This window comes from Labrys sp. E2SS-1L, from assembly GCF_057073705.1.
Genome location: NZ_CP172712.1, coordinates 1,180,276 through 1,204,437 on the forward strand (window position 1 = coordinate 1,180,276; position 24,162 = coordinate 1,204,437).

A 24,162-nucleotide genomic window follows, 5' to 3' on the forward strand; every position below is an offset into this window, starting at 1 on the left:
TCCCGCGTATCGGGACTTCTCACTGCGATTGGCCTGTCAGGTGCGTCACTGCTGTTAACCAAGATGTACCCCCAGATCGCCGGCCCGGCTAGCTGGGAATGAGCGGTATCGCCGCACCGAAAGGATAAGGGGCTGCCTGCCCGTCCCCCCTCCCAAAAGATTGAGCCACCCGCTCATTTCGACGGCGGCGATGGGACCGATCTCCCACCGGGCAGGAAGGCCAGCCGTGCCGGCGAGGCGTGGTGGAACGCCAGGTCGCAGGATGCTTCTAGCCGTAAACCGCGGCACGGAGGGCCTCGGGATAGGCACCGCCGACACCGGCGACCGCCGTGTTGGTGAACATCACCACCGAAAGCCTGCGCGCGGGATCCACGAACCAGCTGTGACCATAGACGCCGCCCCATTGCCAGCATCCGGGCGAGCCGGGCAGGCCGGCAATGGCGGGATCGCGCAGAATAGACCAGCCGAGGCTGAAGCCGCAGCCAGGGTCCTCGATGTCGAGATCGGCGATCGCATCCTCGCTCAGGAGGCGCTGGCTCTCCGGCGAGAGGATCGGTGCCCCGCCGCCGCGGACCGCTTCGAGAAAGGTGAGGAAGTCGCCGGCCGTGCCCACCATGCCGGCGCCGCCGGAGGGGAAGGCCGTGGGGTCGAAAGCCCGCTGCGGCGCGAAGGTGAGCCACCAGCCATTGTGGCATACACGCTGGATCTCGCCCATGCGCACGGGCCGGGGCTCGCCATCGGCATAGGCGGTCGCCAGGCGGTGGGGCTTGCCGGCCACGAATTCGGTGTCGGCCATGCCGAGCGGCCCGGTGACGCGTTCGGCGACGATCTCGGGCAGGCTCCTGCCGGTAGCCTTCTCCATCAGCCCGCCCAGCACGTCGATCGCCATCGAGTAACGCCAGGCGCTGCCGGGTGCGAAGGCTAGCGGTTGCGCGGCGATCTTTTCGAGATTCTCCGCCATGCCGCGGCCGGGCCGGTCGAGACCGCTGGAGATGTCGGCGGCGTCATCGTAGTCATAGCGCAGGCCGGCCGTGTGGCTGAGGAGATGGCGCACGGTGATCACCGGCTCGCTGCCGTCGGCGAGCTTGGGTCGGAAAGCCGGAAGATGGCGGGTCACAGGGTCGTCGAGCCGGAGCTGCCCGGCCTCGACGAGTGCCAGCGCGGTGGCCGCCACCATCGGCTTGGTCACCGAGGCGAGGCGGAAGATGGTGTCCTCGGCCGCCGGCACGCCCGCTTCGCGATCGGCATGGCCGGCGGCGCGGCGATAGGCGATCTCGCCAGCCTCGGCCACCAGCACCACGGTGCCGACGATACGCTCCTCGGCGATGGCGGTGTCGATCACGGTATCGAGCCGCCTGGCGCAGGCCTGATCGATGGCGGGGGAAGGCTGGCCGTGCATGAGGAAAGCTCCGAAGCGGAAGGGCTCCGGACAATCGGCAACAAACCCGCTTCGTTCAAGTCCCTTTCCGGGGCGAATGGCCCGGCAGTCACTTGCCGGCCTGGTCGCTCCAATTGGCGTTCTCACTCCTGCCGTCGAGGAAGGGCAGGGCGGCTGCCGTGAGCTGCGGCGACAGGAAGATATCGTAGTGGGTCAGGCCCGGCAGGATGGCGAGGCGGTTCTTGGCCATGTGCTCGCGCTGCCAGCCGGCATCACGCAGGCCACCGCCGAGCAGCTGGTAGAATTTGACCACATGCTCGGGACGATACATGTCGCTGTCGCCGAAGATCAGCATCACCGGCATGGTCAGCTTCGGCACGTCGGACGACCAGTCATAGGGCTTGCGCATCAGCGTGCCCATGGCGTCGAGCAGGCGCGGGAATTCGGCCGGATCGGGCGCGACCTTGACATAGGACTGGTACATCGGCGTGGCCTTCATCATCTCGGCCATGCCGGCGCCGACCTGGGCCTGCATCGGCAGCATTTCGGGATAGAAGCCGTCCTGGGCAAAGCCCGCGGAGACCAGCACCAGCCGGCGCACCTTGTCGGGATGCTGGACGGCGAGCTGGAAGGCGACGCCGCCGCCCATGGAATAGCCGAAGACGTCGACCTGGCCGTAGCCGAGCTTGGCGAGGATCTGGCCCATGTCGTCGCCTATGGCCTTGAGGTCTATCGGGCGCGTGCCGAGCGGCGTGCGACCATGGCCCTGGAGATCGACGGCGATGATCTGGCGGTGGGCTGTGAACACCGGCATGACGGGCTGGAACATGTCGATCGAGCCGAGGCCGCCATGCAGCAGGAGGAGCGGTTCGCCGCTGCCCCGTATCTCGTAGTAATAATTCACGCCGCCGGCCTCGACATGGCCGCTCTTGGCCGGGGCCTGGTCGTTCGTCGCTGCCTGCGCAGCCGTTGCGGCGCCTGCGGTGGCGGCCAGGCTGCCGGCGCCGATCACCAGGGCGGCCAGCAGGGATTTGAGGATGGAGGCTTTCGGCATGGTTCGTCACTCCTGTCTCGACGGGTGGGGTCGATGGTTCCGATTTCGCCGCGCGAGCCGTTCTTCGCTCGCGGGGTGTCGGGCAGAGGACGCCGGCAGGTGGGCCTGGCCGACATTGGACGAGCGATTTTTTTGCGTCGCGCAGCCGGCCGGCTGGAGAGGAATGCGGGGGGGGGGAGTCGATTTGCAAAGGACTGTGGCGATTTTGCTCTATCGAAGGAACGACAAGCGGTGTTATAAATCCGTACAAGATGCTAACTGTATGGCTCTGTTGAATTTTTTGTTTCCGATCCGGTTAAGTGAAATAGCCGGCTCGAAGCAAGGCGAGCGGCTTGGTCAAGACCAAAATTCGTGTGATGCAGGCCGCCGACGCAGGCCGGTGTTTCACGTTGATCTCACGCCGAACGCAGACAGTGCCGCGGGAACGTGCCTGGGCCGGGGAACAAGGTAGGTCGACATGATGGATGATATCGATGACCTCGAGGGCAAGAGCGGAGCGATCGAAGCACCGGTGCTGACCAGCCTGCTGCGCCTCGCCTCGCCCCCCAGCGGTCGTTTCGTGCTCGCCGAGTTTCATTTCGATGGGGACGCCGTCTTGAAGGTGCCTCTCTCGCCCGAGGCCGCCGAGGCCCTGCACACCGCCCTCGGCCTCTGGCTCGCCACCACCGGGGCACCCCCGCCGGTGCGTCACTAGCACAGACCCTATTCAGCCTCTTGCGGACTTCGGCGCGCCGACCGATGTCCGGGGCATATCGGCTACCGTCAGGCGGGCATTGTGATCTTCTTCCGTGAGGTCGCCTTTGACTCCCCCAACCTCCGGCGCTAAGCAGCCGCGAGCTTTTTGGGAAAAATATCGATCGTGTCCATTCTGTTGCGCCTCGGCACGCGAGGCAGTCCGCTTGCATTGGCGCAGGCCCGGCAGACGCAGGCCCTGCTGGCCGGTCTCCTGGCGATCGCGCCCGAGCGTATCGAGATCCGGGTGATCAAGACCTCCGGCGACATGATCCGTGACCGGCCGCTGTCGGAAGTGGGCGGCAAGGGGCTGTTCACCAAGGAGATCGAGCGGGCGCTGGAAGACGGCGATATCGATATCGGCGTGCATTCATGCAAGGACATGCCGACCGTGCTGCCTGACGGCCTCATGCTGGCGGGTTTCCTGGAGCGCGAGGATGTTCGCGATGCGCTGATCGCGCCTGGCATTGCCTCCTTCGCCGAGCTGCCGCAGGGGGCCGTGGTCGGCACGGCGGCGCTGCGGCGCCAGGCCCAGGTCAAGCATCTCAGGCCCGATCTCCAGACCGTTTTGTTCCGCGGCAATGTCGAGACGCGCCTGCGCAAGCTTGCCGAGGGGCAGGCCGATGCCACGCTGCTGGCCGTGGCCGGCCTGAAGCGGCTCGGCCTCATCGCCCATGCCAGCGCCATCCTGTCCGAAGAGGATTTCCTGCCGGCCGTCGGCCAGGGCGCCATCTGCCTGGAAACCCGGGCCGATGATGGCGAGACCAACGGCCATGTCGCCGGCATCGACCATCGCGACACCCATCTCGCCGTGAGGCTGGAGCGCGCCTTCCTCGCCGTGCTGGATGGGTCCTGCCGCACGCCGATCGCCGGCCACGCGGTGGTGGAGGGGGATGCCGTCCGCTTCCGCGGCCTCATCCTCAAGCCGGACGGCAGCCAGGTGCACGAGGCCCGGCGCAGCGGTAGCGTCGCCGATGCGGAGGCGCTCGGACGCTCGGCCGGCGAGGAGCTGCGCGCATTGGGCGGCGAAGGATTCTTTGCCGGCTGATTGCCGAAATGGCCCCCCTTGCCGCGCAGACCGCGCGACCGGCGGCTTTTCGGCGGAGGGATGATCATGGCGCGCATACTCGTCACCCGGCCGATCGAGGAGGCAAGGCAGACGGCGCAGGCCCTTGCGCTTCTGGGCCATGAGCCGGTGATCGAGCCGATGCTGGAGATCGTGTTCGGCGGCGATGCCTTGCCGGCGGGGCGCTTCGATGCCCTCATCGTCACCAGCGGCAATGCCCTGGCAGCCCTTTACGAGAGGCCGGAGTTCCATGGGCTGACCGCAACGCCGCTGATCGCGGTGGGGCGTCGCACCGGGGCCGTCGCCCGCGCCATGGGCTTTGAGGATGTCGAGACCTTCGGGCGCGACGTCGCCAGCCTGATCTCCCATGTCCGGCAGGCCTGGCGTGAACCGCATCGGGCTCTCTATCTGGCCGGGGCCGACCGCACTGGCGATCTCGTCGGGGCGTTGGGGGGAATGGGGCACCGCATCGACCTTGCCGTCGTCTACACCGCGCACCAGGCGGCGCGATTCCGGCCCGAGATCGCGGCCGCGCTGGCTCAGGGCAAGCTCGATGGCGTGCTGCATTATTCCGCGCGCACGGCGGAGGCCTTCATCGCCTGCGCCGGTGGCGCCGAGGCTGTGGCGCGCCTGCCGGTGCGGCATCTGTGTCTGTCGCGCAAGGTGGCCGAAGTGATATCGGCCACCGGTGCCGCCGGGGTCGTCTTTCCGGCGCGTCCGGAGGAGGATGCGCTGCTGGCGTTGATCTGAGCGCTTCCCAGGCTCGCGCGCTGGAGTAAGCTGCGATCAGCGGCCCTGGCTCGAATGGAGGTGCTCGGGCAGGATTTCCGGCGGAATCGGGCTTTCGAAGGGCCGGCCACCGGTGCGCCGCTTGAGTTCCGCCTTCGCCCTGGCGATCAGGTCCGGCTTGCTCAGGCAGTCGGCCGCCGTGCTGGCAAGCGCCTTCGCGGCCGCGACCATGCCCTTGTGGGCTGCCGGTTCCAGGCCCTGCGTCACCAATTGCCAGCTGTGGAACGGGGTGCCGATCGCAAAGCAGGCGGTGTGGCACTGTACCGTCGGCGCAATCCAGCTGACATCGCCGACATCCGTGCTGCCCATCTGCACGCTGGCATGCCTGGCCAGGGGCAGGATGCCTTCGTGCAGGCTGTGGGCGGCCAGGGTGGGATCATGCGAGGCCACGCTGGCCGCGATGTCCTCGTCCGACAGGCTGGCCCGGCGCAGCCGGTCGGCGAAATCGCGGTCGTCGCCGTCGAAAGTCGGGGCGCCGATGCGGACCATATTGTCGTGCATGGCTTCGAGCAGGGTCTCGTTGGGCACCAGATTGAGCCCGGCATCGGTCACCTGGTAACGGACTTGCGTCTCGGTCATCAGAGCGGCGCCCTCGGCCGCCTTCCTGACCCGTTCGAACAGGCGCTTGGTCTCCGCGATATCGGGCGAGCGCACCAGGTAGAGCACCTCGGCATTGGCCTGTACAACATTGGGCGCGATGCCGCCGCTATTGGTGACGGCGTAGTGGATGCGTGCCTCTGCCGGCATATGTTCGCGCATATAATTGACGGCGATGTTCATCAGCTCCACTGCGTCCAGCGCCGAGCGGCCGAGATGCGGGCTGGCCGCCGCATGCGAGGCGCGGCCGGCGAAGCGGAAATAGCATTGGACGAAGGCGAGGCTGGAAGCGGCTACCACCTCGTTGACGACGTTCGGGTGCCAGCAGAAGGCGACGTCGACATCGTCGAACACGCCGGCTCGCGCCATGAAGCTCTTGCCCGAGCCGCTCTCCTCGGCAGGGCAGCCATAATAGCGCACGCGGCCCTCGATGCCTGCCGCGGCCAGCGCATCCTTCAAGGCCACCGCGGCCAAAGCGGCGCCGGCACCAAGGAGGTTGTGGCCGCAGCCATGGCCGGGACCGCCGCGCTGCAGCGGTTCGGCTTTCTCGACGCCGCTGGCCTGGGACAGATCTGGCAGGGCGTCATACTCGCCCAGAAAGGCCAGCACCGGGCCGCCCTCGCCATATTCGGCCATGAAGGCGGTCTCGATGCCGCCTGCCTTGCGTGTGATGCGGAAGCCCTCTGCCGCCAGGGCCGCGACATGCTCCTCGCAGGATCGATGCTCCTCGAAAGCAAGCTCGGGCATATGCCAGATGCGGTCGCTCAAGGCGCAGAAGGATTGCGCCTTGGCGTCGACACGCTCGATGATGTGCTGGAGCGTCAGACGGTCATTCTGCGTCATCTCTGCGCTTCTTCCCTGTCGTGGCGGTTGAGCCGCCAATTGTCTTCGATGGCCGCGATTCCGGCGGCCACAGGCTAGAGGCTGTCATGGGCCGTGGATAGGGTTTTGACATGAGCGATTTTGGTCGAGGAGAAGGCGTTTCGCGTCCGCTCCCTACGCCGGTCGCTGTCCAGCGCACTTCGGTTCGGGCAAATTGGCTTGTCGGGTTTTCATGCTATAGGCTGGGCCTGTTGGGGGTCTCCATGGGGGTCGCATGGCACGGGAAGACAGCACGCAAGGCAGGCCAAAAAAGCAGAAAAGCGCAGGTCTCGGTCCCGCGACGTTGGATTTGAACGCCACGGAAGTCGTCGAATCGCCCGCAGCGTCGACAGCGCCGCCGACTGAGGCCGCTGGCGAGGAAACATCCGCCTCCAGTCCCGAATCCGCCGCCGAGACACAGTCTGCCGCCGGCGAGGCTGCGAAGACCGAGGACACCGGTCCTGGCGCCGCGGCAGAGGCCGGGGAGGCGGCGGGTTCGACCATCTGGACGCGGCCGTCGGGCGATGGCGAACAGGCCAGCGGCGATACGCCGCGCACCGAGACGGTCGCCGAACCGGAGGCGGCCGCTCCTCCGCCCCGCTCCGATCCCGAATTCACGCCTCCGCCTCCTTCCCCGCCGCCCCGGTCGGGCTTGTCGACCCTCGCTGCGGCGCTGGCCGGCGGCATCGCCGGTGGCGTGCTGGTGCTGCTGGCTGGCGCCCTTGGCCTCGTCCCGCTCGGCAAGGGCGGCGGCGATGACGGGCTGGCTTCCCGGCTCGCGATAGCCGAGCAGGAAGCCGCCGGCGCCAAGAAGACCGCGGATGGGGTCCTCGACCGTCTCGCTGCCCTCGAAACCGGCGTCAAGACGACTCAGGAAGCGGCGAACAATGCCCTCTCTCTCGCAGGTGAGGCTCAGAAGGCTGCGAGCGCCGCCGGCTCGTCGACACCGGCAGCTCCCTCGCCCGGTCCCGACATTTCCGGCCTGACCGAGCGCCTCGCCAAGGCCGAAGGCGAGATTGCCACGCTCGGCGACGGCCTGCGCCAGGTCGGCACGGCGGCCAACGGCCTCTCGCAGGAAGTCGCGCAGGTCAAGCAGACGGTGAGCGCGACGCCGGACAAGGCGGCCGCCTATGCCGTCGCGCTCGGCCAGCTCAGCGAGGCCATCCGCAGCGGCAAGCCCTTCGCCAATGAATTGCAGACGGCCAGCGGTCTCGGCGGCGATGCCGGAGCCCTGGCGCCGCTGGCAAGCCTCGCCGCGGCGGGCGTGCCGTCGGTCGAGGCCTTGGCTACCAGCTATGACGCGCTGAAGCCGCAGATCGAGGCCGCGCTCACGCCCAAGCCCGAACCGCTGTCGCCCGATGCCGGCGTGATGGACCGCATCACCGCCAGCCTCGGCAACATCGTCACGGTCACGCGCGAAGGCGAAGGCGGCGATGGCGATCCGGTCGCCTCGGCCGAAAAGGTCTCGAAGGCCCTGCACAAGGGTGACCTGCCGGCGGCCATCACCGCCTTCAAGGCGATGCCGGAGGCAGGCCAGCAGGCCGGCGCCGCCTGGCTCACCCAGGCCACGGGAGCCGCCGAAGCCCTGGCCTTGATCAAGGCGCAGACCGGCGCCGCCCTGCAGAAATTCTCTCAACCGTGAGGCGTCGATGATCCGGGCTCTCGTTACCGTTCTCGTTCTCGCTCTCGCGGCCTACGGGCTCTATCTGCTGGCCGGCCGGCCGGGCGATGTCGCCCTGACCGTCGGGCTGACAACCTATAAGGTGAAGCTGGTCTGGGCCGCCGTCGCCGTGCTGGTGCTGGTCGGCGTCCTGATGGCCGTTATCGGTTTCCTGCGCTGGCTTCTGCGTTCGCCTGCCAATGTCGCCGGCTTTTTCCGCACCCGCCGCCGCTCCAAGGGCTTCAATGCCGTGACGCAGGGCATGATCGCCGTTGGTTCCGGCGATGTCCGCCGCGCCCAGCGCCAGGCCTCCGATGCCGAGCGTATCCTCGGCTCCGAGCCGCTGGCCCTGCTCCTGCGGGCGCAGGCCTCGCAGCTTTCGGGCGATCGCGCCGGCGCCGAGGCCGCCTTCCGGGCCATGCTCTCGGAAGCCGAGACCAAGCCGCTCGGCTTGCGCGGCCTGTTCGTCGAGGCCCGGCGCCGCGGCGATGCCCATGCCGCCCGCCAGCTCGCCGCCGAAGCGGTGAAGACCTCGCCGACCCTGCCCTGGGCCGGCACGGCCCTGCTCGAATTCCAGTCGATCGAGAAGGACTGGAGCGGCGCGCTCTCGACCCTGGCCCGCAACGCCAATCATCGCCTGGTCGACAAGGAGACGGCCAAGCGCCACCGCGCCGTGCTGCTCACCGCCCAGGCGATCGAGCAGGCCGAGCGCGACCGCGCCGGCGCCAAGGCCAGCGTGCTCGAGGCCCTCAAGCTTGCCCCGGGCCTGGTGCCCGCCGCCGTGCTGGCAGCCAAGCTGCTTTCGGAGGGCAACGATATCCGCAAGGCTTCCAAGGTACTGGAGACGGCCTGGCGCCTGCAGCCCCATCCGGACATCGCCGAAGCCTACACCAATGTCCGGCTCGGCGATTCCGCCCGTGATCGCTATGCCCGCGTCCAGACCCTCGCCGCCCAGATGGCCGGCAATCCGGAGGCCGCGATCGCGTTGGCCCGGGCCGCCCTGTCCGCCCGCGATTTTGCGGTTGCCCGCTCGGCGCTGTCGCCGCTCCTGGCATCGGGCGCCACCGAGCGCGTCTGCCTGTTGATGGCCGACATCGAGGAGGCCGAGCACGGCGCCACCGGCAAGGTGCGCGAATGGCTGTCGCGTGCCGTACGCGCGCCGCGCGATCCGGCCTGGACCGCCGACGGGATGGTCTCCGATGTCTGGCTGCCGGTCTCGCCCGTCACCGGCCGGATCGATGCCTTCGAGTGGAAGACGCCGGTCGAGCGCCTCGGCGCGCCAGTGGTCTCCTATGCCGACGACGTCCTGGCCGATGTCGACGAACCCGAGCAGCCCAAGCTGGTCGAAGCACGCGCCAAGCCGGTCGAGCCGCCGCCACCAGTGGTGGAGAAGCTGGTGGAACCGGTCGCCGCTGTGCCGCCGGCACCCGTCGAGCCCGCCAAGGTCGAACCGGCGAAGGTCGAGCCTGCCAAGATCGAGCATTCTAAGATCGAGGTACTGGCGCCCGAGCCCGCCAAGCCCGAGCCGCTGAAGCCGCCGCCGCGCCGTCCGCCGCCGCCCATGCCGGTGGTGCCGTCCCATCCGGTGCCGGATGATCCCGGCACGGGGGAGGAAGAGCCGAGCCGGGTGGTGCGTTTCCCGATCAACGGCTGATAGCGGGGACTATCGGCACCGTCGGAATCGGGCATCGCAATGCGCGGGCGCACGGACAGCGCGCCCGCAATGTCGTAGAGTTTTCCCTGCTGCGCATCGTCGTCCGGAGGGCCGCATGAGACGTCATTTCCCGATGCGTGTTCTGTTGGCACCGGTTGCCCTCGCCTTGATGGCAGGTGCGGCATCTCCTGCCCTGGCGGCAGGCTCGGCCCCCGACGAGGCCTTCCAGCGCCAGGTCTTCGGCCGCGTCATCGGCAGGGACAGGATCCATGCCTGCTACAGGCGGGCCTATGACGCGGCGCATCTGGGCAGCCACCCACAGCAGAATGTGCGCACCATGACGCTGCTGGTCACGGGTTCGGCGGAAGAGGGGGGCGATCCCGGTTATACGCTCGGACTGGGCGTCACCTTCCGCAAGGCCGGCACGCATTTCGAGACGTTCGGGGGCTGTGGCGCGATCGGCTCCGCCACCTTGCCGACGGCCAAGGCGAATGTGGCCCATTGCAGTGTCGATTGCGACGGCGGCGCCATTGACGTGCGGCTCAAGAACGACAAATCCGTCCTGGTCGCCATTCCCGATGGCGCGCGCATCTGGAAGGCCGGCAGCGACAGCGAGGACAGCGATGAACGCAAGCGCTTCGGAGCGGACGACAAGCTGTTCCGGCTCGACCGCACCGCGCTGACCGATTGCCTGTCCCTGGTCGGTGACGAAGACGAGAAGGCGATGTTGCACCGGGGCCAATGAGCCGCTTCGACGAAAACAGCGCGGACATCCTGTCCGCCAATCCTTGCCCCAAACACAGTTGTTGTTGAGGAAAGGGAGAACGGACTGGAAGTCCGCGCTTCGCAGGAGGTCCCGATGGATCGCAGAACAGCCGTGAGGGCCATGCTGGCGAGCGGCCCGGCCATTCTGGTTGCCGGCGCCGGCGGTTCGCTTGCGGCCGAGGCCAGGCCCGTGCCGCGCATTGCCTATCACCTCGCCGATCTGGAGAAGGCCGGCTTCGTGCTCGGCAATCTGCGCAACCATGTCGACGGCATGGGCGGTCCCGAGGGCGTGAAACTGGCCGTGGTGGTGCATGGCCCGGCCTTGCGGGCCTTCCGGGCGGATAGTGGCAACGAGGATTTCAAGGCGCGCTTCGGCCGGCTCGTGCAGGAGGGCGTTGCCTTTCATGCCTGCCGGCACACGATGGACGGCATGAAGCTCGGCCTTTCCGACCTGCTGCCCGGTTTTGCGGTGGCGGAGAAGGGCGGCGTGGTGCTGCTGGCCGAGCTCCAAAGCGAGGGCTGGCTCTATTTGCGGCCATAGCTCGGCGGCGAGGGGGAGCCGGCCTGCTGTGAGTCACCCTGCAGCCGCAGCCGCGGTATTTCATAGCGGGCCAGCTTGGCGATATCGGCGGGGCGCTCGGTCTTCAGCCGGGCCAGGAAGGCCTTGGCGGCCGCATTGCCATAGGCGCGGCGGCTGATCGCGAACAGCATGACGCCATCGCCACGCGGCACGTAGCGATAGGCGTTCCACTCCACCGTGAACTCGCCCCAGGGGTTCTTCTGGCTGATCAGGAAGTCGAGCAGGATCTCGCCGGTCGGCGCGTTGCGGATCAGGGCCATCTGCACCAGCGGATCCTTGCCCTTGCGCTGGTTGAGCGTATCGACCTGCGCCTTGGCGGCACCGGCGACGTCCAGGCCGCCCGCGATCAGTTCCACCAACACCATCCTGGTGTAGTCGGTCACGGTCTCGTCGGCCGGCAGATATTCCTGCTTGTAATAGGTTGGATTGGGCTGGGCGCTCCAGGCGAGCCTGTACTCTGTGCCGTCGAAGGCCAGCGGGCCGGGCAGGCCGAGGCGATCGACGGCCTCCTGCGCGGCCAGGCCGGCCGGCAATGCCGCCAACGCTGCCACGACTATGATCGCGTGGAAGGCACGGCGGATGGACGACCGGAGGCCTTCCCTATTTGGAAACGAGCGTTTCCGTATCGTCGTCATCCTGTCCTTTCGGGCCGGTTCGCAAGAATGGCGCCACCCTAGGGGCAAGTCCCTGCCCCTGACAAGAATGGCGATGGACCGGTCCGCCCGCTGCGGAAGTTCCAGCCGGCCACAGGCCGGTGAGCCCCGTCCTCTTGACGCTATCGGCAAACTGCCGGATGCAACCAGGAGACGATGTCGAGGTCGCGATGGAAACCTTCGAGTGGATCATTCTGCTGTTGCTGGGCGCCGCCCTGCTGTCGACCCTGGCCCGGCGCCTGGGGGCGCCCTATCCGACCTTCCTCGCCCTTGGCGGCGCCTGCCTCGCCTTCGTGCCCAACAGCCCGGAATGGACGCTGGATCCGCATCTGGCGCTGACCCTGTTCGTGGCGCCCGTGCTGCTGGACGCTGCCTACGACACCTCGCTGCGGGACCTGCGTGACAATTGGGTGCCGGTCGCCAATCTGGTGATCGTCGCCGTTGGTGTCACCACGGTCGCCGTCGCCCTGCTCGCGCGTTGGCTGGTGCCCGGCATGCCCTGGGCCGCGGCGATTGCGCTCGGGGCCATCGTGGCGCCGCCGGATGCGGCCGCCGCCACGGCGATCGTCCGGCAGGTCAAGCTGCCGCATCGCCTGACCAAGATCCTCGAGGGCGAGAGCCTGCTCAACGATGCCAGCGCCCTCCTGATCTATCGCCTCGCCGTGATCGCCATGGTTTCCGGAGGCATCACCCTCGGCAGCCTCGGCCCGGCCTTCTTCATCACGGTGTTCGGCTCAGTCGCCGCGGGTATCGCCATGGGGCTGGCCTTTCCCTATGTGATCGGGCGCTTCGACGATGCGCCGACCGCCCTGATCGTGCAGTTCGCCACCACCTTCGGCGTCTGGATGCTGGCGGAAGCGGTGGGGCTGTCCGGCATCCTCACCATCGTCTGCTACGCCATGACCATCGCCCGGCGGCGCGATGCGCCCATGCCGGCGCGGCTGCGCGTTCCCGTCTATGCGGTATGGGAGACGGTGGTGTTCATGCTGAACGCCTTCGCCTTCGTGCTGATCGGCCTGCAATTGCGCCCGATCTGGGAGCGGCTCGACATGGGACTGCGCCTGCAATATTGCGCCGTCGCCCTGGCCGTTCTGGTCACGGTCATCGTGGTGCGTTTCCTCTGGGTGATGACCTACAACACGGCGGTCCGCTTCAAGATTTCCCGCTATGGCTTCCACCCGCCCCGGCCGATGGCGCGGCCGACGGCACGGGGCGGTATCGTCATCTCCTGGGCCGGCATGCGCGGTATCGTCACCCTGGCCGCTGCCTTCGCTTTGCCGGAGCATCTGGCTGACGGCACGCCGTTTCCCTATCGCGACCTCATCGTGTTCACCGCCTTCTGCGTGGTGTTCGGCACGCTCGTCCTGCAGGGCCTCACGCTCAAGCCGCTGATCCGCTGGATGAATCTGCGCGATGGCGATCCTGTCGGCCAGGAGGTGAAATGGGCCCGTACCGAGGCCTATCGCGCCGCCATCGAGGCGATCAAGGACGACGAGTCCAAGCATGCCAAGCTGCTGTGCAAGGAATATGGGGCGGTGGTGGAGCTGAGCGAGGCGAGCCCGCTGCAGGGCGAGATCGGGGATCTGCCCGGCAATCCGCTCAGACGGCAGGCGATCGCCGCCGCGCGCCTCAAGGCGAACGAGCTGCGCCGCGAGGGGGCGATCGGCGACGATGCCTATTACGTGCTGGAGGAAGAGTTCGACTGGGCCGATCTCAGCGCCGGCGCCGCGCGGAGCGCGTGAAGGGCGGTTGCGGCCTTGATGGCATGGCTGATTGCTGAAGACTGCATCAAGGTTGTGGAGCCCCTCACCCTTACCCTCTCCCCGCAAGAGCGGGGCGAGGGGGACATCGATGGCGAGTTTCATAGTGAAGTGGTCTCATCTCGCCCAATTGTTGGCGGAGATGAGAGGCTGGAGGATAAAGCGCGACGCCTGCTCCTCCCTCGCCCCGCTCTTGCGGGGAGAGGGTAGGGGTGAGGGGCAGCCCAGAGCTCACCGAATACACGGCCATTCAAGCAAGCCACATTCGCTCAATGTCGTCATTTCCCGCCCGGTCACGCTACCCGCAGCTGCGAGGCGGCGTGGGCCACCGTCTCGCGCAGATTCTGCGGGATCCAGTCGCCATGGGCTGCCATGAGCTCGTCGACCAGGGCCCAGATCTCGTCGAGATTGAGCTCGGCGGCGGTGTGCGGATCGAGCATCGCGGCATGATAGACATGGTCGCGATTGCCGGTCAGCAATGCCTCCACCGTGAGGTTCTGGACGTTGATGTTGGTCTGCATCAGGGCGGCGAGCTGGGGAGGCAGCCTGCCGATGCTGACCGGCTGCAGCCCGTTCCTGTCGACCAGACAGGGGACCTCCACCGCGCAATCGGCCGGCAGGTTGGCGATCAAGCCGCGATTTTCGACATTGCCATAGACCACGGCGGGCTTGCCCGTCTCCATGGCATGGATGATGGTCGAGCCATATTCGACGCTGCGCTTGACCTCGAGCGGGACGGAGGCGTCCTGCAGCTGGCTGGAGAGCTCGCCCCATTTCCGGATCTGGTTCTCCGAGCGGGTGATGTATTCGTCGAGCGGAATGTTGTAGCGCTCGACCAGCTTTTCCTGACCCGTCTTGATGTACCAGGGCACATATTCGCAGAAATGCTCGCTGGATTCGGTGACGAAATAGCCGAGCCTGAGGAACATGTCGTAGCGCACCCGGTTCCATTCGGGCACGCGTCCTTCCTCGACCACCTTGCGGATCAGCGGGTAGAGATCCTCGCCATTGCGCTCGAACTTCAGGTAGAACGCCATGTGGTTGATGCCGGCGCAGGTGTAGTTGATCTCCTCGAGCGGCACGCCGATATCCTCGGCGATCTCGGCCGCCGTGCCCTGCACGCTGTGGCAGAGCCCGACGCTGCGGATCTTGCTCGCCCGGTTCAGCGCCATGACGTTCATCGCCATCGGATTGGCATATTGCAGATGGAAGACGTCCGGGCACAGCCTCTCCATGTCGCGCGCATAGTCGAGCAGCACAGGAATGGTACGCAAAGCCCGCATGATGCCGCCGATGCCGAGCGTGTCGGCGATGGTCTGGCGCAGGCCGTATTTCTTGGGCACCGCGAAGTCCGTCACCGTACCCGGCTTGTAGCCGGCGACCTGGATCATGGTGATGGCATAGTCGGCCCCGTCGAGGGCGCGCGAGCGGTCTGTGGTGGCCTCGATGCGGGCAGGGACCTCGAGAGTCTCGACGATGCGCCGACCGACGCGCTCGGAGACGGCCAGGCGCTCGGCGTCGATGTCATAGAGGCAGATATGCGCCCCCGCGAGTTCGGGAAAGGAGAGAATGTCACCCATCAGGTTCTTGGCGAAAACGGTGCTGCCGGCACCGATGAAGGTGATCTTGGGGGAAGGCATCAGGGGCTCCTGATCGAGAAGAAAAGGTCGGCGACGGTGGCCGCCGCCGACAGGGGGGAGGAGGCGGGTCAGAACAGGGCGTTCACGGCATCGTTGGCTTCCTTGAGGACCTTCGCCGCGTCGACGTCGTTGAGGAAGATCTGCTCGAAAGCGGCTTTCATGAGCGAATTGATTTCGGAAGAATGGTCCGTGATCGGGAAATAGAAGGTCTGGTCGGGGGTGGCCTCCTTGAGGAAGGCGGAGACGTCCCAGCCCTTGGTGGTCGAGGCTTGCTGGGAGAGCTTGGCCGCTTCCTCTATGGCCGGGAAGACCACGCCGGAGGCGCCGACGATGCGGGCGCAACTGGGCGAAGCCAGGAACTTCACCCATTGCCAGCTTTCCTCCGGATGCTTGGTGCCGGTCCAGATGCCGTCGGCGAGGCCGTTGAACATGGTCTTGCGACCCATCGGGCCCTTGGGCAGCAGGGCGTAGCCGAGCTTGAACTTGGCGTTGTTGCCGAAGAAGCTGATCAGCCAGGAGCCCTGCGGCGTGAGCGCGGCCTTGCCGGCGACGAACAGGGCCGAGGAATTGTTGCCGACATCCTTTTGCGGGATGGCGAAGCCCTTCTTCAGGCCGAGATCGCGCTGCCAGCCGATGGAGGCGGCCAGCTTCGGCGCATCGTAATGGTAGGAGGTCGCCCACAGGCCATCGACGAATTTGAAGCCGTTGGAGGCGGCGAAATGGGCCCAGGCCGACTGGCCGTAACCGTCGATCTCAGGAAAGACGATGCCATATTGCGTGACGGATTTCGGATCGAATTTGGCCGAGAGGCCGTCATTGCCATTGGCGTCGATGGAGAGCCTGGCCAGGATCTTTTCGAAACTGCCGCCGTCCTTCGGGTTCCAGGTGGCCTCGTTGAGCTCCTCGACACTGACGCCGGCCTTGTCGAGCATGTCCTTGTTGTAGACGATGGCAACCGTGTCCCAATCCTTGGGTAGGCCATAGACGCGGCCATCCTTCGACCACAGGTCGAGCAGGCCCTTGTAGTAGATGTCGGTCGGGACCTTGTCGCGCTTGATGAAATCGGTGATCTCCATCACCTGGTTGTTGGCGACGAATTCGGGATAGCGGCTGAGGTGGTTGGTGAAGACATCCGGCGCCGTGCCGGAGACGAAGCCGGTGGAGAGCGTCGTCCAATAGTCGTTCCAGGCGAGCTGGGTGAGCTTCACCTTGATGTCGGGGTGCTCCTTCTGGAAGGCGTCCGCGCAGGCCTGGTAGGGTGCGAGCTGGTTGTTGTCCCACAGCCAGTAGCTGATCTCGGTCGCGGCTCGTGCCGGCAGGCTCGTTCCCGCCAGCAGCATCGCACCGAGGCCGAGCTGCAGGCGGCGGGACCCGCGCCCGGGACCCCTGGGATTGCCGGCTGTCCGGCCACGCCGCCCGCAGCACCATGAACGCAGTCGTGACGCAAGAGCTTTCGAGATGATCGTCAAGGCTTCCTCCCGGATGTGCTCGGCCCGTTATTTCAGGCCGCTGAATTGCAGGGACTCGACCACGCGCCGGCCGAGGATGAGGAGCAGGGCGATGACCGGCAGGATCGACAGGAAGGTCGCGGCCATCAGGCCGGTCCAGTCGGGATTGCCGTTCGGCTGCTGCTGCAGGAAATTGGTGAGGGCGACCGACAGGACGCGCGAGCTTTCATCGCGCCCGATCAGATAGGGCCAGAGGAATTCGTTCCAGCTGTTGATGGCGAGCAGGATGGCGAGCGTGGCGATGGCGCCGCGATGGACCGGCAGCACCACGCTCCAGAAGATGCGCAGCGGCGAGGCGCCGTCGAGGCGGGCGGCATCCTCCAGTTCCGAGGGCGTCGACAGGAAGAACTGGCGCAGGAAGAACACGGCGAAGGGCGTCATCAGCACGAAGGGCGCCACCATGCCTGTCATGGTGTTCAGCCAGCCGAGCTCCTTGATCAGCACGAAATTCGGGATGAACAGCACGATCGCCGGCACCATGGTGGCGGAGATGAAAAGATAGAAGATCACGTCCCGGCCGAAGAAGCGCAGCCTGGCGAAGGCATAGGCGGCCAGCGAGGAAAACAAGATCTGGCCGGTGACGCAGATCGCCGTGAAGACGAGGCTGTTCACGAGGGCCGGCCCGAAATTGATGCGGGCGACGAAACCTCCCTCTTCCGGGCTCAGGCCGAAGATGCGGGTGAAATTCGTGGTCGTCACGCCGTCCGGCAGGGGAGAACCAGCGCTTTCGTAAAGGTTCGGCAATGGCGTGAAAGCCGTCTTGAGGGCGATCCAGAGCGGGAAGAGCGAGCCGATGACGAAGAGCCAGAGCACCAGCCAGGCAAAGGCGCGCCCGAGGTTCCGGCGTGGGGCGACGATGGCCATGGCGCCTACTCCAGGTCCGAGCTGCCGGCCCGCATCACCCGCATCTGGATGAGGGTGACGCCAACGAGCACCAGGAAGAGCAGCACGGACATGGCCGAGGCATAGCCCATCTTGGAGAAGCGGAAGGCGCTCTCATAGATGTACCAGATGATGGTGCTGGTCGAATTGACCGGCCCGCCCCTGGTGGCCACGGCGATGGTGTCGAAGACCTGGAACGAGCCGATCACGCTGGTGACGACGATGAAGACCAGCACGGGGCGCAGCAGCGGCAAGGTGATGTGCCGGAACATATGCCATTCGCTGGCACCGTCGATCCTGGCTGCCTCGTAGAGCGAGCGCGGAATCGCCTGCAGCCCGGCATAGAACAGGATCGCGGTCATGCCGGTGTGGCGCCAGACATTGATCGCCGCCACCGAGACCAGGGACAGTTCGGGCGAGGTCAGGAAGGGCTGCCGGGATATGCCGATCAGGCCGAGGAAGGCGTTGGTGATGCCCAGGATCGGATCGAGCAGCCACAGGAAGATCAGGGCGGCGACCACGTTGGAGAGAAGATAGGGCGCCACCACCACCGCGCGCAGCGCCACGGATTTCGACAGCCTGTCCATCAGCACGGCGAGGGCGAGGCCGAGCACCGTCTGGACCGGGATGTTGTAGAGGACGTACAGGCAGGTGATCTTGACCGATTGCCAGAAGCGGGGATCGCCGATCAGCCTGGCGTAATTGTCGAGCCCGACGAATTTCGGCGCCCGCATCAGGTTCCAGTCAGTCAGGCTGATCTCGACGGCCCGCAAGGTCGGCAGCAGGTAGAACACTGTGAAGCCGAGGAGGGCGGGGGCGATGAAAAGCCAACCCGTCAGGTTCTCGCGCCAGCGCAGGCTCCTCGCGCTGCGGGCCGGGCGCCGTCTGGCCAGTGATTCGGACTCGCCGATCGATACCAAAGGCGTCGCCTCCCCAGGCTGGTCTCATTTTTCATTCGTTGATGACACGTGTTACTTGTTTACTAACACGTGTTAGTATGATTAATGCAGAGGAAGGACGCGCTGTCAAGACGGGTGCTCGCAGGCTTGACAGGTCGGGATCGACGCGGCTTGCTGACAGGCTCGGAGGATGGATGGAGCGCATGAAGGTGACGAGCCATGACGTGGCGGAGCGCGCCGGCGTATCCCGCGCCACCGTCTCCATGGTTCTGAACGGCTCCACGGCCGTTTCGATCAGCACCCAGACGCGCGAACGCGTTCTGCGGGCCGCGGCGGAACTCGGTTATCGGCCGAATTCGGCAGCCCGCATGCTGGTGCGGGGCGACACCGAAACGATCGGCCTGGTCGCGACCGACCCGGCGCTCCTGAATGTCGACGGCTTCGTGCCCCAACTTCTCTATGGCATCAGCCGGGTCAATCGCGAGCATGGCTATGGCGTACTGCTGGAGGTCGTCGACAAGGGTGGGGCCCCCAATATCTATACCGATCTGGTGCGCAGCCGCCGCATCGACGGCATGATCGTGCTCAACCCCGCCAGCAACGACCAGGCCTTGCGCGGGCTGATCGAGGATGGCTATCCCCTGGTGCTGCTCGGCTCCGTCGGCCATCCCAACGAGCATTCGGTCAATTTTTCCAACCGCAGGGCGATCCAGAGCGCCGTCGATCATCTCGTCGGGCTCGGGCACCGGCGCATCGGCCATATCGGCTTCTCCGCCATGGGCAACATCGCCACCGATCGGCGCCTGGCCGCCTATCGCGACAGCCTGGCCAGCCATGGCTTGGAGCCCGAACCCGACCTGGTCGGCTTTGCCCATCACAGTGCGGAGAGCGGTTTTGCGGCGATGAGGGAATTGCTGGCACGGGCGCAGCGGCCACCGACCGCCATTCTTGCCGGCAACGATACGATCGCGCTCGGCATAATGGCGGCGATCGAGGCGGCCGGCCTGCGGGTGCCCGAAGACATCGCCGTCATCGGTTTCGACGATTTGCCGATCGCGGCCTATACCAGGCCGGCCCTCACCACCATCCACAACCCGGCGATCGAACAGGGAGAGGCGGCGGCCCGCATGCTGATCCGGCTGCTCAATCGCGAGGTGATCGAGCGCCCGAGGGTCGTCTTCGGTACGGAACTCGTCATCCGAGCCTCGAGCGGCGGCAGGGTCGGATAGGCATCTTCGCCTGCGCCGGACAGAAAGAGCCCGCTTCGGATGAAGCGGGCGAAGGTGCGGAAATCACGCTTCCGGAGCGTTCTGCCGCCGGGGAGATGCGGCGAGAAGACGGCGCATGCGGTAGGCCTGCCCACGGTGGCGACAGGCCGTCACGACGCGGAAGTCCGGCCCGTCCCGAGGGCGATCGAGCGCTTGCGGGCGAGGCCGATATTGACCGCGATCAGCAACTCCGCCAGCGCGAGGCCGAGCAGGACGACCAGAAAGGTGCTCTTGCCGAAATTGACCAGCATCCAGCCGCCGATGACGGGAAAGCCGAAGACACCGATGAAATAGGAAAGGACGAACCAGGTGAGTGCCGCATGGCGCAACTCCCGTGGGGTGTCGTTGACCGCCCAGGTCTGGATGACCGGATAGACCAGGCCATAGCCGATACCCGTCAGGATGGCGGCGAGAATCTGGAATGCCGGATGGAGGGTGACCCCCAGCATCGCCAGGACCCCGAGCACCATGGCGGCCAGCAGGCCGGTTGCAAGTGCGACTTGCGGCAGCCCGGTCAGGGTACGGGCGAGCAGCAGACGCGCGGCGACGACCGTGACGGCGTAGACGGCGAAGAAAGTCGCCTCGTTCGCGGCCGTATCCCGCACCAGCGTGGACTGGAAGGTCATGAGGCCGGAGAAGATGCAGGCCCCGAGCGCCACCATGATAATCGGGCGTATCGATGCGCCCCGACCGATGACGGCGATGTCGCGCAGCCAGGGGCGCAGGGCGACGATGCGCGGCTCGCCGGGCGCGAGGGTCCCGAAAATCCAGAGGAGTGCCGATGCGGCCAGACAAGCGAGGCCGACCAGCAGGAACGCCGCCTCGATCGACAGGCCGGCCTGATGGATGGACAGATTGAGAAGGACCGGCCCGCCGCCGATGCCCGCCATCTGGAAGGCGGCGAAGCGCATGAACCAGAAGGCTCGGTCGGCATCGGTGATGCGTTCGGAAAGGGCCATGGGCGCGGCGATATAGAACATGCCCCAACCCAGCCCGATGAGGAAGCCCGAGGCCAGGCCGGGTGTGAAACCGCTTTGCGCGGCCGATGCCGCCAGCAGCAGGAAGCCGGCAGCGACGGCGCAGCAGGCGGCCACGCACATGCGGGCGGCATCGAAGCGGCCGGACAGCCAGCCGACGAGCGGAACGCCGGTGAAGGTGCCGACCATTGCCGCCCCGAGGGTGAGGCCGGTCTCGATGTCGCCGCCGCCATGCGCGCGGTAGTAGGAGGCAAGCAGAAAAGTGGCGCCATAACCGGCGGCGGCCAGCATGGTGCCGGCGAAGAGAAAGGGGGCTGAAGAGGGGCGCATTGCGGTCATCCTTGAAAGTGGATCGACAAAACGCCAAACTTGGACCCTAATCCAGGGCCACTTTAGGATGAAGATGCGAGCCACTTCCGTGTCGGACAGTCAGGCCCGGTCGCTGCGCCGGGAGAGCGCGGCGGCCGGCTTTCTTCCCGCGATCGAAACGCCGTCGCCGGTGCCGGCCGTGCGCCAGCTCTTCGTGCAACTGCGCGACGGCATCGTGGCAGGCCAGCTGCAGCCGGGGCATCGGCTGCCCTCGACCCGGACGGCCTCGCGCGAATGGTCCTTGTCGCGCGGCCTGGTCGCGGAGGCCTATGACATGCTGATTGCAGAGGGATACGCCCTTGGCCGGCATGGTTCCGGAACCTATGTCGCCAGCGGCTTGCCGTCGATCCCGACCGGAACAAGCGAGGGGCATCAGGCGGTCGGGGGGAGCGATAGCCGAGCCATTTCGACGGCAGCGAAAATGGCCATGCGCATCGGGACGGCCCTACCCCTGCAGGCTCCCTTCACCACCGGCCGCGTGATCCATGATGCCAGGACAGCGAGCCTGTTGAAGCGGCTCACGCTCCGCCATCTCGACTACACGCATGACGGCTATCGTGAGGCGCAAGGCGAGGCAGCGCTGCGGGAGGCGATAGCCGCTCATCTCATCGCCTCGCGGGGCGTTCGATGCGAACCGGGACAGGTCTTCATCACCTCGGGCACGCAGCAGGCCCTCGACCTTGCCGTTCGTCTCCTGGCCTCGCCGGGGCAGACGGTGCTGGTGGAAGATCCCTGCTATCCGCCGGCGCGACAGGCCTTCGTCTTCAATGGCGCCCGGCTCGCCGGCATACAAGTCGATCGGGACGGGTTGAGCACGCAGCAGCTCAAGGCCTATGACGGTCCCAGGCCGGCGGCCGTCTATGTAACGCCGTCGCATCAATATCCCTCCGGCTCTGCCCTGCCGCTGGCGCGCCGGCTGGAGCTTCTGTCCTTTGCGCAGGAGCGCGGCTGCTGGATCATCGAGGACGATTACGACAGCGAGTTCCGTTATGAGGGCCGGCCGATCACCTCGCTCCAGGGCTTGGATGCCACCGACCGCGTCCTCTATCTCGGCACTTTCAGCAAGGCGCTGCTGCCCGGGATCCGGGTGGGCTATCTCATCGTTCCCCACGATCTCGTCGCCACCTTCAGGGCCGCGCGGCCCATTGTGGATCGCTTCCCGGCGCCGCTGCATCAGCGCGTCGTGGCCGATTTCCTCAACGAAGGATATTTCCCGGCCCATTTACGGCGCCTGCGCGAGCGCTACCGTGCCTCGCGCGACTTTCTGGCCCGCTTGCTGAACGAGCGGCTATCGGAGCATTTGATTGCGCCCGTGCCCGAGCAGGGCATTCACTTCACCGTGCGGAGCACGGGAACCTGGACGGATGACCGCGCGGTAGCACAGGCCGCGCTCCAGGAAGGCGTGGCCGTTCTGCCGGTATCGCCGATGCATATATCAACTGCGGCCGAGTCCGGGCTCCTGCTGGGATTTTCCGGATTGACGGATGAGGAGGCCGATGTCGGGACCAGGAGGCTGTCGCGGGTGTTTGCCCGATTGACGCGATAGCGTATGGCGCGGCTTGACCTAGCGAGCCGCCCTGGTTGCCTGGTAGAGCCGGCGGAAGGCCGCCACCTTTTCGGCATAGGCCTGCGTCAGCTCGGGGCGCGGCTCGGCAACATCCAGGATAGGCGGCTTGGTGGCGATGGCTGTGATCGGTTCGCCGCTGGCCGCGGCGCGTGCGAGCCGGGCGGCGCCGAAGGCCGGCCCCTTTTCGCCGCCGCGATAGCGCTTCAGCCTGAGGTCGAGCACATCGGCGAGGATCTGCACCCACAAGGCGCTGCGGGCGCCACCACCGATCACGGCAGCTTCGCTGAGCTCAGTGCCGGCTTCGGCGAGGCAGGCCGCCGCATCGGCGAAGGAATAGGCAACGCCCTCCAGCACGGCGCGAATGAGGTCGGCCTTGCCGGTGCCGCCGGTCATGCCGGTGAACAGGCCGGTTGCCTCCGGATCGTTGTGCGGGGTGCGCTCGCCGGCGAGATAGGGCAGGAACATCACGCGGCCCGGGCCGGACGGCTGGGCGGCAACGTCGGCCAGCAGCTTTTCGATCGGCTCGCCCACCAGCCCTGCGGCCCAGGCGAGGCAGGAGGCGCCGTTGAGCAGGGCGGCCATCTGCACCCAATGACCGGGCACGGCATGGCAGAACGTATGCAGGAACTTGTCGGGCAGCGGACGATAGTCGGTTCCGGGCACGAAGAACTGGCCGGACGTGCCGATGGAAAGGAAAGCGCCGTCGGCAATGGTGCCGATGCCGATGGCGCCTGCCATGGCGTCGCCCGCGCCGCCGGCCACCGGGATGCCTGGCTTGAAGCCGAGCCGGCTGGCGAGCGCCGGGCGCAGCCGGCCGGAGATTTCGGTGCCCTCGATCAGGCGCGGCACCTGGCTGCGCTCGACACCGGTTGCCGCCAGGGCCGCATCGGACCAATCGCGCCTGGCCTGGTCGAGCCACCAGCTTCCCGCTGCGTCCGACATTTCGCTGACATGCTCGCCGGTCAGCCACAGGCGCACGAAATCCTTGGGCAGCAGCACCCGCTTCAGACGAGCGCGCAACGCCGGCTGGTGGCGGGCGAGCCACAGCAGTTTGGGAGCGGTAAAGCCGGGAGCGGCCGGCACGCCGAGCTGCCAGGCGAGTTCGGGATGCTCGTGGTTGAGTTCGGCGGCTTCGGCTGCGGCACGGCCGTCGTTCCACAACATCACCGGCCCGAGCGGCCGGTCCTCGGTGTCGAGGCAGACGGAGCCATGCATCTGGCCCGACAGGCCGATGCCCTCCACGCCGGCCAGCAGAGCCGGCTGTTCGGCCCGCCAGCGCGTCAGGATGGCTTCGATCGCCCCGATCCAGTCATCGGCATTCTGCTCGCTGAGCCCGGGGCCCGGACGCGACAGCGAGAGAGGCTGTTCGCTCTCGGCCAGCACGGTCTCGCGTTCGTCGACGATGACGGCCTTGACGGCCGAAGTTCCGATATCGAGGCCGAGATAGAGCATGGCGATCATCTCAATCTGCTGGGTGCCGCAAGCGGCGCCGAAACAAAGGGT

The 24,162-nt window shown here is 66.7% G+C and carries 20 protein-coding genes; 10 read left to right on the forward strand and 10 right to left on the reverse strand.

Going from position 1 to position 24,162, the window contains the following annotated elements:
- Nucleotides 1-268 precede the first annotated feature (268 nt).
- Both ACIGJE_RS05390 and ACIGJE_RS05395 read right to left on the reverse strand, forming a co-directional pair.
- Complete coding sequence (locus ACIGJE_RS05390) at nucleotides 269-1,399, reverse strand: serine hydrolase domain-containing protein (protein ID WP_483679468.1); 1,131 nt, start codon at nucleotides 1,397-1,399, stop codon at nucleotides 269-271.
- An 88-nt stretch (nucleotides 1,400-1,487) separates the two neighbouring features.
- Nucleotides 1,488-2,432 carry an alpha/beta fold hydrolase gene (locus ACIGJE_RS05395; protein ID WP_483679470.1) on the reverse strand — a complete coding sequence of 315 codons (945 nt, stop codon included), beginning with the start codon at nucleotides 2,430-2,432 and terminating at the stop codon, nucleotides 1,488-1,490.
- Nucleotides 2,433-2,889: 457 nt separating this feature from the next.
- Here ACIGJE_RS05395 and ACIGJE_RS05400 point away from each other — a divergent pair, with 457 nt between their 5' ends.
- The 3 genes from ACIGJE_RS05400 to ACIGJE_RS05410 all read left to right on the forward strand — a co-directional run bounded on the left by ACIGJE_RS05400 (nucleotide 2,890) and on the right by ACIGJE_RS05410 (nucleotide 4,980).
- Nucleotides 2,890-3,126, forward strand: a complete 237-nt coding sequence (locus ACIGJE_RS05400; RefSeq protein ID WP_311939003.1) for a hypothetical protein — start codon at nucleotides 2,890-2,892, stop codon at nucleotides 3,124-3,126.
- Nucleotides 3,127-3,288: 162 nt separating this feature from the next.
- Nucleotides 3,289-4,212 (forward strand): hydroxymethylbilane synthase, encoded by a 924-nt coding sequence (gene hemC / locus ACIGJE_RS05405; RefSeq protein WP_483680209.1) that lies wholly within the window; start codon nucleotides 3,289-3,291, stop codon nucleotides 4,210-4,212.
- Between the two features lie 66 nt (nucleotides 4,213-4,278).
- A complete protein-coding gene (locus tag ACIGJE_RS05410) occupies nucleotides 4,279-4,980 on the forward strand; it encodes a uroporphyrinogen-III synthase (protein WP_415082965.1) in 702 nt (233 codons plus the stop codon).
- 36 nt (nucleotides 4,981-5,016) lie between these two features.
- On the opposite strand, the gene ACIGJE_RS05415 is transcribed toward ACIGJE_RS05410, so the two are convergent.
- Entirely contained in the window at nucleotides 5,017-6,459 is a 1,443-nt protein-coding gene (locus ACIGJE_RS05415; protein WP_415082967.1) for an amidohydrolase, read from the reverse strand.
- Between the two features lie 328 nt (nucleotides 6,460-6,787).
- Here ACIGJE_RS05415 and ACIGJE_RS05420 point away from each other — a divergent pair, with 328 nt between their 5' ends.
- The 4 genes from ACIGJE_RS05420 to ACIGJE_RS05435 all read left to right on the forward strand — a co-directional run bounded on the left by ACIGJE_RS05420 (nucleotide 6,788) and on the right by ACIGJE_RS05435 (nucleotide 11,097).
- Complete coding sequence (locus tag ACIGJE_RS05420; protein WP_483679473.1) at nucleotides 6,788-8,119, forward strand: COG4223 family protein; 1,332 nt, start codon at nucleotides 6,788-6,790, stop codon at nucleotides 8,117-8,119.
- A gap of 7 nt (nucleotides 8,120-8,126) precedes the next feature.
- On the forward strand, nucleotides 8,127-9,791 hold the full coding sequence (locus ACIGJE_RS05425) for a heme biosynthesis HemY N-terminal domain-containing protein (RefSeq protein ID WP_483679475.1): 1,665 nt from the start codon (nucleotides 8,127-8,129) through the stop codon (nucleotides 9,789-9,791).
- Between the two features lie 115 nt (nucleotides 9,792-9,906).
- Nucleotides 9,907-10,536 (forward strand): hypothetical protein, encoded by a 630-nt coding sequence (locus ACIGJE_RS05430; RefSeq protein WP_483679477.1) that lies wholly within the window; start codon nucleotides 9,907-9,909, stop codon nucleotides 10,534-10,536.
- A 114-nt stretch (nucleotides 10,537-10,650) separates the two neighbouring features.
- A complete protein-coding gene (locus ACIGJE_RS05435) occupies nucleotides 10,651-11,097 on the forward strand; it encodes a DsrE family protein (protein ID WP_311939013.1) in 447 nt (148 codons plus the stop codon).
- On the opposite strand, the gene ACIGJE_RS05440 is transcribed toward ACIGJE_RS05435, so the two are convergent.
- Complete coding sequence (locus ACIGJE_RS05440; RefSeq protein WP_415082975.1) at nucleotides 11,082-11,687, reverse strand: hypothetical protein; 606 nt, start codon at nucleotides 11,685-11,687, stop codon at nucleotides 11,082-11,084. The genes ACIGJE_RS05435 and ACIGJE_RS05440 overlap by 16 nt on opposite strands.
- Before the next feature lie 272 nt (nucleotides 11,688-11,959).
- Here ACIGJE_RS05440 and ACIGJE_RS05445 point away from each other — a divergent pair, with 272 nt between their 5' ends.
- A complete protein-coding gene (locus tag ACIGJE_RS05445; RefSeq protein WP_311939017.1) occupies nucleotides 11,960-13,531 on the forward strand; it encodes a Na+/H+ antiporter in 1,572 nt (523 codons plus the stop codon).
- 311 nt (nucleotides 13,532-13,842) lie between these two features.
- On the opposite strand, the gene melA is transcribed toward ACIGJE_RS05445, so the two are convergent.
- The 4 genes from melA to ACIGJE_RS05465 form a co-directional block, all read right to left on the reverse strand.
- Nucleotides 13,843-15,189, reverse strand: coding sequence for an alpha-glucosidase/alpha-galactosidase (gene melA / locus ACIGJE_RS05450; RefSeq protein WP_376717706.1), 1,347 nt, complete (start codon nucleotides 15,187-15,189; stop codon nucleotides 13,843-13,845).
- A 68-nt stretch (nucleotides 15,190-15,257) separates the two neighbouring features.
- Nucleotides 15,258-16,658: an ABC transporter substrate-binding protein gene (locus ACIGJE_RS05455; RefSeq protein ID WP_483679480.1), complete on the reverse strand. Its 1,401-nt coding sequence runs from the start codon at nucleotides 16,656-16,658 to the stop codon at nucleotides 15,258-15,260.
- 27 nt (nucleotides 16,659-16,685) lie between these two features.
- On the reverse strand, nucleotides 16,686-17,561 hold the full coding sequence (locus ACIGJE_RS05460; RefSeq protein WP_311939022.1) for a carbohydrate ABC transporter permease: 876 nt from the start codon (nucleotides 17,559-17,561) through the stop codon (nucleotides 16,686-16,688).
- Nucleotides 17,562-17,566: 5 nt separating this feature from the next.
- On the reverse strand, nucleotides 17,567-18,499 hold the full coding sequence (locus ACIGJE_RS05465) for a carbohydrate ABC transporter permease (RefSeq protein WP_311939024.1): 933 nt from the start codon (nucleotides 18,497-18,499) through the stop codon (nucleotides 17,567-17,569).
- 173 nt (nucleotides 18,500-18,672) lie between these two features.
- Here ACIGJE_RS05465 and ACIGJE_RS05470 point away from each other — a divergent pair, with 173 nt between their 5' ends.
- Nucleotides 18,673-19,707 carry a LacI family DNA-binding transcriptional regulator gene (locus ACIGJE_RS05470; RefSeq protein WP_483679483.1) on the forward strand — a complete coding sequence of 345 codons (1,035 nt, stop codon included), beginning with the start codon at nucleotides 18,673-18,675 and terminating at the stop codon, nucleotides 19,705-19,707.
- 149 nt (nucleotides 19,708-19,856) lie between these two features.
- On the opposite strand, the gene ACIGJE_RS05475 is transcribed toward ACIGJE_RS05470, so the two are convergent.
- A complete protein-coding gene (locus tag ACIGJE_RS05475) occupies nucleotides 19,857-21,053 on the reverse strand; it encodes an MFS transporter (RefSeq protein WP_483679485.1) in 1,197 nt (398 codons plus the stop codon).
- 88 nt (nucleotides 21,054-21,141) lie between these two features.
- Between ACIGJE_RS05475 and pdxR the strand changes: the two genes are divergently transcribed.
- On the forward strand, nucleotides 21,142-22,638 hold the full coding sequence (pdxR, locus tag ACIGJE_RS05480) for a MocR-like pyridoxine biosynthesis transcription factor PdxR (RefSeq protein ID WP_483679487.1): 1,497 nt from the start codon (nucleotides 21,142-21,144) through the stop codon (nucleotides 22,636-22,638).
- Nucleotides 22,639-22,656: 18 nt separating this feature from the next.
- On the opposite strand, the gene xylB is transcribed toward pdxR, so the two are convergent.
- Nucleotides 22,657-24,120, reverse strand: a complete 1,464-nt coding sequence (gene xylB, locus ACIGJE_RS05485) for a xylulokinase (RefSeq protein ID WP_483679488.1) — start codon at nucleotides 24,118-24,120, stop codon at nucleotides 22,657-22,659.
- Between the last annotated feature and the right edge of the window lie 42 nt (nucleotides 24,121-24,162).

What these genes read in the sequence shown, in the direction of transcription:
- ACIGJE_RS05390 (WP_483679468.1), bottom strand. Translation starts at nt 1,399, where the DNA reads ATGCACGGCCAGCCTTCCCCCGCCATCGATCAGGCCTGCGCCAGGCGG.
- ACIGJE_RS05395 (WP_483679470.1), bottom strand. Translation starts at nt 2,432, where the DNA reads ATGCCGAAAGCCTCCATCCTCAAATCCCTGCTGGCCGCCCTGGTGATC.
- ACIGJE_RS05400 (WP_311939003.1), top strand. Translation starts at nt 2,890, where the DNA reads ATGATGGATGATATCGATGACCTCGAGGGCAAGAGCGGAGCGATCGAA.
- ACIGJE_RS05410 (WP_415082965.1), top strand. Translation starts at nt 4,279, where the DNA reads ATGGCGCGCATACTCGTCACCCGGCCGATCGAGGAGGCAAGGCAGACG.
- ACIGJE_RS05415 (WP_415082967.1), bottom strand. Translation starts at nt 6,459, where the DNA reads ATGACGCAGAATGACCGTCTGACGCTCCAGCACATCATCGAGCGTGTC.
- ACIGJE_RS05425 (WP_483679475.1), top strand. Translation starts at nt 8,127, where the DNA reads ATGATCCGGGCTCTCGTTACCGTTCTCGTTCTCGCTCTCGCGGCCTAC.
- ACIGJE_RS05430 (WP_483679477.1), top strand. Translation starts at nt 9,907, where the DNA reads ATGAGACGTCATTTCCCGATGCGTGTTCTGTTGGCACCGGTTGCCCTC.
- ACIGJE_RS05435 (WP_311939013.1), top strand. Translation starts at nt 10,651, where the DNA reads ATGGATCGCAGAACAGCCGTGAGGGCCATGCTGGCGAGCGGCCCGGCC.
- ACIGJE_RS05445 (WP_311939017.1), top strand. Translation starts at nt 11,960, where the DNA reads ATGGAAACCTTCGAGTGGATCATTCTGCTGTTGCTGGGCGCCGCCCTG.
- melA (WP_376717706.1), bottom strand. Translation starts at nt 15,189, where the DNA reads ATGCCTTCCCCCAAGATCACCTTCATCGGTGCCGGCAGCACCGTTTTC.
- ACIGJE_RS05460 (WP_311939022.1), bottom strand. Translation starts at nt 17,561, where the DNA reads ATGGCCATCGTCGCCCCACGCCGGAACCTCGGGCGCGCCTTTGCCTGG.
- ACIGJE_RS05470 (WP_483679483.1), top strand. Translation starts at nt 18,673, where the DNA reads ATGGAGCGCATGAAGGTGACGAGCCATGACGTGGCGGAGCGCGCCGGC.
- ACIGJE_RS05475 (WP_483679485.1), bottom strand. Translation starts at nt 21,053, where the DNA reads ATGCGCCCCTCTTCAGCCCCCTTTCTCTTCGCCGGCACCATGCTGGCC.
- xylB (WP_483679488.1), bottom strand. Translation starts at nt 24,120, where the DNA reads ATGATCGCCATGCTCTATCTCGGCCTCGATATCGGAACTTCGGCCGTC.